The sequence below is a fragment of the Pseudomonas sp. AGC41 genome, from assembly GCF_057334555.1.
This window is the reverse complement of record NZ_JBHFJB010000067.1, coordinates 22,259-28,847: the sequence shown is the minus strand read 5'-3', so window position 1 is coordinate 28,847 and position 6,589 is coordinate 22,259. Positions and strand designations below refer to the sequence as shown.

Genomic DNA, 6,589 nt, shown 5'->3' with positions numbered 1-6,589 from the left:
ATGCCGGCTGGATGCCCTGGGAATACGCCGGCAGCCAAGGCATCGTCGACAAGTGGGCGAAGAAGTACGGCATCACCATCGATGTCGTGCAGCTCAACGATTACGTCGAATCCATCAACCAGTACACCGCCGGTCAGTTCGATGGCTGCACCATGACCAACATGGATGCCCTGACCATTCCCGCCGCCGGCGGCGTGGACAGCACCGCACTGATCGTCAGTGATTTCTCCAACGGCAACGACGGTATCGTGCTCAAGGGCGAGGGCAAGAAAGTCGCCGACCTCAAGGGCATGGACGTCAATCTGGTGGAATTGTCGGTGTCCCACTACCTCTTGGCTCGGGCCCTGGATTCGGTCGGCCTCGCCGAGAAAGACCTGAAAGTCGTCAACACCTCCGACGCCGATATTTCTGCCGCCTTCAACACCGACCAGGTCAAGGCCGTCACCACCTGGAACCCGATGCTCTCGGACATCAAGGCCCAGCCGGGTGTCAGCGAAGTATTCAACTCCAGCCAGATTCCCGGCGAAATCATGGACATGATGGTGGTCAACACTCAGACGCTCAAAGACAACCCGGCCCTGGGCAAGGCACTGACCGGCGCCTGGTTCGAAGTGGTGGCGCTGATGAACGCCAGGAACGCAGCCGCCAATGCCGCACTGGAGCACATGGCCAAGGCGTCGGGCACTGACCTCCAAGGTTTCCAGGCGCAACTAAACACTACCAAGCTGTTCGCCACCCCCAAGGAAGCCCTCGCCTTCGCCACCAGCGAACAACTGCCCGCCACCCTGCGCAAGGTCGCCGAGTTCTCGTTCCGCCACGGTCTGCTGGGTGAAGGCGCCAAGGATGCCGACGCGGTGGGCATGGCGTTCACCAATGGCGTGACCCTGGGCGACAAAACCAACCTCAAGCTGCGCTTCGACCCCACCTACGTGCAACTGGCCGCCGACGCCAAGTTGTAGGACCGGAGGACTGGCATGCGCCTGATCAACCGCTACCCGGATCGCCCCAGCCGCTTGTTGCTGGTAATCCTGCCATTTGCGCTGGTGCTGTTTGCCTACTTCACGGGCTCGGCGGAACGGCTGATGGACAACCCCAACGACAAGCTGCTGCCCAGCGCTGTGCAGATGGCCGATGCGGTCAAACGCCTGGCCTTTACCGCCGACGCTCGCAGCGGCGATTACCTGCTCTGGCAGGACACCGCGTCGAGTCTGCGCCGGTTGGCGATCGGCCTGGGCATCAGCGCCCTGGCCGGGCTGTGCCTGGGCATCGCCGCCGGCACGCTGCCGCTGTTCGGTGCGCCGTTGTCGCCGCTGCTCACCGTGGTATCGATGGTGCCGCCACTGGCGATCCTGCCGATCCTGTTCATCGTCTTCGGCCTGGGGGAATTGTCCAAAGTGATGCTGATCGTCATCGGCATCACCCCGTGCCTGGCCCGCGACCTGGAGCAGCGCGCCCGGGAAATTCCGCCTGAGCTGTTGATCAAGGCCCAGACGCTGGGGGCCTCGACCTGGACCCTGATGTTGCGGGTGGTGCTGCCGCAATTGCTGCCGCGCCTGTTGATTTCCCTGCGGCTGATGCTGGGTTCGGCCTGGCTGTTCCTGATCGCTGCCGAAGCCATCGCTTCCACCGATGGCCTGGGCTATCGGATTTTCCTCGTGCGTCGTTACCTGGCGATGGATGTGATCCTGCCCTACGTGGTGTGGATCACCCTGCTCGCCTGGCTGATGGATTGGGGCCTCAAGCGCCTGACCCGCCGAGCATTTCCCTGGTACGAGTGGGCGAAGGCATGAGCTTCATTACCGTGAACAACGTCTGGCAGCAGTATGCCGATCAAGTGGTGCTCGAGCGCTTGAACCTGAGCGTTGCCGAGGGTGAGTTCTGCACCCTGGTGGGTGCCTCGGGTTGCGGCAAGTCGACGTTCCTGCGACTGCTGCTGGGCCAGGAACGCGCCAGTCGCGGTCAGATCCTGCTGGACGGCGAGCCTTTGGCGGGCGAGCCGGATGCCAGCCGTGGAGTGGTGTTCCAGCGTTACTCGGTATTCCCGCACCTGACGGTACTGGACAACGTCGCCCTCGGCCTGGAATTGCCGCGCTCGCCGCTGCTGGGGCGTCTGTTCGGCGGCGCCAAACGCCAGGCCCGCGAAAACGCCGCGCAACTGCTGGACAAAGTCGGCCTCGGCCACGCACTGGACAAATACCCCGCGCAGCTCTCTGGCGGCATGCAGCAACGGCTGGCGATTGCTCAGGCGCTGATCATGAAGCCTCGGGTACTGCTATTGGACGAACCCTTCGGCGCCCTTGACCCCGGCATCCGCAAAGACATGCATGCCCTGCTGCTGGAGCTCTGGCGGGAAACCCGGCTGACGGTGTTCATGGTGACCCATGACCTGTCCGAAGGCTTCAGCCTTGGCACCCGCCTGCTGGTGTTCGACAAAGTTCGCCTCGATCCCCATGCCCCCGGCGCCTATGGCGCACGCATCACCTACGACATCCCACTGAACAGCGACCGCCGCACCGCCCGTGCCGCCGTCGACGCCCTGCCCGCCGAACTGGCCGGCACGTTGCGTATCGCCTGAAAGGAGAAATTCCCATGACCGATTCGACCCAGCTGTTTCCCCCCTTCGCCGAAGAATTGCTGCCCGGTGGCGGCCATCGCTCGTTCGTCCTCAAGCGCGGCCAGCTGCTGCGCCTGACCGATGTGCGTGGCGGTGCCAACGTGAGCCTTACCTTGCTCAATGCCAACGAAAAAACCGAGCGCCTGAACCTGCCGGACAGTCTGAAATGCCAACACACCGCCAAGCTCACCGCCGGTCATTGCCTGTATTCGGACATGGGTCGGGTATTGGCGGCAATCACTACGGACACCTGTGGCTGGAGCGATAGTTTTGGCGGCGTGCTCTGCGCCGAGGAAGTCACTGAAAAGTATGGTCAGGGCCGTTACCAGGAATTGCGCAACGGCTTCTTCCGCAACGGCACCGACAACCTGCTGGTGGAGCTGGGCAAATGGGGGTTGGGTCTGTCCGACCTGCTGATGACCCTCAACCTGTTCAGCCGGGTCGATGTCGACGAGGCCGGCCATTTCCACTTTGTGGAGGGCAACTCCAAGGCCGGCGACTACATCGAGCTGTACGCACCGATGGACACGCTGGTGGTGCTGACCGCGCTGCAACACCCGATGGACCCGAACCCGCTATACGCGCCGCAGCCGCTCAAACTCAGCTGGATGAACGCCAACCCCAGCGTCGCCGAACACTGCCGCCAATCGCGCCCGGAAAACCAGCGCGGCTTCATCAACACCGACCGCCTGTTCGCCTGAGGATCGTCGCCATGTCACTCGCCATCGCCACTGCACACAAGCACCCCGAGACCGCCGTCTACCGCGCCACGATTCCCGCCGGCGAACCCTGGCTGACCGAGGTCAAGGCCGGCCAGACCCTGCGCATCCTCGACCTGGAAGGCAACCAGGCGGTCGATACGTTGTTCTACAGCCTGGCCAACCCCAAGGAACGCTACGACGTGCAACGCACACTGCGCCGGCAGAACAGCGTCTACCTGGGCACCGGCAGCGTGCTGTATTCCAACCTCGGCCGCCCGATGCTGACCATCGTCGCGGACACCTGCGGGCGTCACGACACCCTCGGCGGCGCCTGCGCCCAGGAAAGCAACACCGTGCGCTACGCCCTGGAAAAACGCTACATGCACAGCTGCCGCGACAACTACCTGCGGGCCTGCGCCCACGACGGTCGACTGGGCAAGGGTGACATCGGACCGAACATCAATTTCTTCATGAACGTGCCGGTGACCGCCGACGGCGGCCTGACTTTCGAAGACGGGATCTCGGCGCCGGGCAAATACGTCGACCTGCGGGCCGAGATCGATGTGATCGTGTTGATTTCCAACTGCCCGCAACTGAACAACCCGTGCAACGCCTACAACCCCACCCCTGCGGAGCTGCTGATATGGAACTGAAATTCGTGCGCCTGCGCCGCTGGCTGTTTGCGCTGTGCCAGAGCCGGTCAGGGCAATGCATCAAATAGCGCCCTGCCCCCTGTGGGAGCGAGCCTGCTCGCGAAGGCGTCGGATCAGTCAGCCTTCATGCGACTGATGTACCGTTTTCGCGAGCAGGCTCGCTCCCACAGAGGTTGTGTGGTGTTCGAAGGTATTCGCCCACGGGGACGACCCCGTCGGCCATCGAAAACTGCGGGACGGCCCGCATCCCGATTCAGGCTGACATTGCGGCCTGAGGGGTAAATGCCATGTTCGAAAAAATCCTGATTGCCAACCGTGGCGCCATCGCCTGCCGCATCCTGCGGACCTTGCGCGAGCTGGACGTCAAAGGCGTCGCGGTGTACTCCCAGGCCGACGAAGCCAGCCTGCACATCCTCCAGGCCGACGAAGCCCACTGCCTGGGCGAAGGCGCGGCGGCGGGCACCTACCTGGCGGTGGACAAGCTCCTGACGATCGCCCAGGACAGCGGCGCGACCGCGATCCATCCCGGCTACGGTTTTCTCTCGGAAAACGCCGCTTTCGCCGAAGCCTGCGAGGCCGCCAACATCGCCTTCATCGGCCCGACACCGGAGCAGTTGCGCGTGTTCGGCCTCAAGCACACCGCACGCGCCCTGGCTCGCCAGAACGGCGTGCCCCTGCTCGAAGGCACGGAGCTGCTCGACAGCCTGGATGCCGCGCTACTGGCCGGCGCGCAGGTCGGCTACCCGGTGATGCTGAAAAGCACGGCGGGCGGCGGCGGCATCGGCATGCGCGTATGCCGCAGCGGCGCTGAATTGAGCGAGTCCTTCGAAGCGGTCAAGCGCCTCGGGCAGAACAATTTCAGCGACGCCGGCGTGTTCATCGAGAAGTACATCGAGCGGGCGCGGCATCTCGAGGTTCAGGTGTTCGGCGACGGCCAGGGCCAGGTGATCGCTCTGGGCGTGCGCGACTGCTCGGTGCAGCGGCGCAACCAGAAAGTCATCGAAGAAACCCCCGCGCCCAACCTGCCAGAAGGCATGGCCGAGGAACTCTGCGCAGCAGCGATCAAACTGGCCCAGGCCGTGAACTACCGCAGCGCCGGCACCGTGGAGTTCGTCTATGACAGTGACGCCGGGCGCTTCTACTTTTTGGAAGTGAACACTCGCCTGCAAGTGGAGCACGGCGTTACCGAGCAGGTGTGGGGCGTCGACCTGGTGCGCTGGATGGTGCAACTGGCCGCCGGTGAACTGCCACCCTTGAGCGAGCTGGTCCTGGGCCTGAAAGCCTGCGGCCACGCGATCCAGGCGCGCGTGTATGCCGAGGATCCGGGCCGGGATTTCCAGCCAAGCCCAGGCCTGCTCACCGCCGTGGAATTTCCCCGGGCCGACGGAAAAGGGCTGCGCATCGACACCTGGGTCGAGGCCGGTTGCCAGATCCCGCCCTACTTCGACCCGATGATCGCCAAGGTCATTCGCTGGGCGCCGACCCGCGAGCAGGCACGCCTGGGCCTGCATCAAGCGCTGGACGAAAGCCTGCTCTACGGCGTGGAAACCAACCGTGTCTACCTGCAACAAATTCTGCTCGACGCGCCCTTCGCCAATGGCCAGCCCTGGACCCGCTGCCTGGAGACCCTGGCCTACCGCGCCAACACCGTCGAGGTGCTCAGCCCCGGCACTCAGACCAGCGTCCAGGATTACCCCGGTCGCCTCGGTTATTGGGCGGTGGGCGTGCCGCCGTCGGGGCCGATGGACAGCCGTTCGTTGCGCCTGGGCAATCGCCTGCTGGGCAACGAGCAAGGTGCGGCGGCCTTGGAAGTCACCATGAGCGGGCCGCTGCTGCGCTTCAACTGCGCTGCGCGAGTGGCGGTGACCGGCGCAGAAATCGCCCTGGCGCTGGACGGCGAAACGGTGCCGATGGACACCCCGCTGTCGATCGGTGCAGGGTCCACCCTCGCCATCGGCACGATTACTGGCGCCGGGGCGCGGAGTTATCTGTGTGTGCAAGGCGGCTTGCAGGTACCGGATTACCTCGGTAGCAAAAGCACCTTCACCCTCGGCCAGTTCGGCGGCCACGGCGGGCGAGCACTGTGCACCGGCGACGTGCTGCACCTGGCTGCGTTGGATGAGCACGTCGTGATGCCGTCGATCGAAGAGCCGCCCCTGGTGTTGCCAGCCGTGCGGCAGATCCGTGTGATCTACGGTCCCCATGGCGCGCCGGAATATTTCACCGAGCGCTACATCCAGACGTTCTTCGACACCTCATGGGAAGTGCATTTCAACTCCAGCCGAACCGGCGTGCGCCTGATCGGGCCGAAACCCGAATGGGTCCGCGCCGACGGCGGCGAAGCAGGCCTGCACCCGTCCAATATCCATGACAACCCGTACGCCATCGGCGCGGTGGACTTCACCGGCGACATGCCGGTCATCCTCGGCCCCGACGGCCCGAGCCTGGGGGGCTTCGTCTGCCCGGTGACGGTGATCGAGGCGGACCTGTGGCAATTGGGGCAGCTCAAGGCGGGGGACAAGGTGCGGTTTGTGCCGGTGGACCTGAAGACCGCCCGCTCCCTTGCATTGAAATGGGACCCATGTGGGAGCGAGCCTGCTCGCGAAGGGGCCAGATCAGAC

General features: G+C 64.4%; 6 protein-coding genes. All 6 read left to right on the top strand.

Annotated elements, in window-relative coordinates:
* Positions 1-959, top strand: a 959-nt coding sequence (locus ACE04F_RS12740; RefSeq protein WP_486107153.1) for a putative urea ABC transporter substrate-binding protein, incomplete at its 5' end; no start/stop codon positions are given.
* A gap of 15 nt (positions 960-974) precedes the next feature.
* The gene (locus ACE04F_RS12735; RefSeq protein WP_486107151.1) at positions 975-1,790 is read left to right on the top strand and encodes an ABC transporter permease; all 816 of its coding nucleotides are present in this window, start codon (positions 975-977) and stop codon (positions 1,788-1,790) included.
* Complete coding sequence (locus tag ACE04F_RS12730) at positions 1,787-2,575, top strand: ABC transporter ATP-binding protein (RefSeq protein ID WP_486107149.1); 789 nt, start codon at positions 1,787-1,789, stop codon at positions 2,573-2,575. Before ACE04F_RS12735 ends, ACE04F_RS12730 begins: the two co-directional genes overlap by 4 nt.
* A gap of 14 nt (positions 2,576-2,589) precedes the next feature.
* Complete coding sequence (locus tag ACE04F_RS12725; RefSeq protein WP_486107147.1) at positions 2,590-3,315, top strand: urea amidolyase associated protein UAAP1; 726 nt, start codon at positions 2,590-2,592, stop codon at positions 3,313-3,315.
* Positions 3,316-3,326: 11 nt separating this feature from the next.
* The gene (locus ACE04F_RS12720) at positions 3,327-3,968 is read left to right on the top strand and encodes an urea amidolyase associated protein UAAP2 (RefSeq protein ID WP_486107145.1); all 642 of its coding nucleotides are present in this window, start codon (positions 3,327-3,329) and stop codon (positions 3,966-3,968) included.
* Positions 3,969-4,255: 287 nt separating this feature from the next.
* Positions 4,256-6,589 (top strand): 5-oxoprolinase/urea amidolyase family protein (locus ACE04F_RS12715; RefSeq protein WP_486107143.1); only part of this gene is annotated, 2,334 nt, incomplete at its 3' end.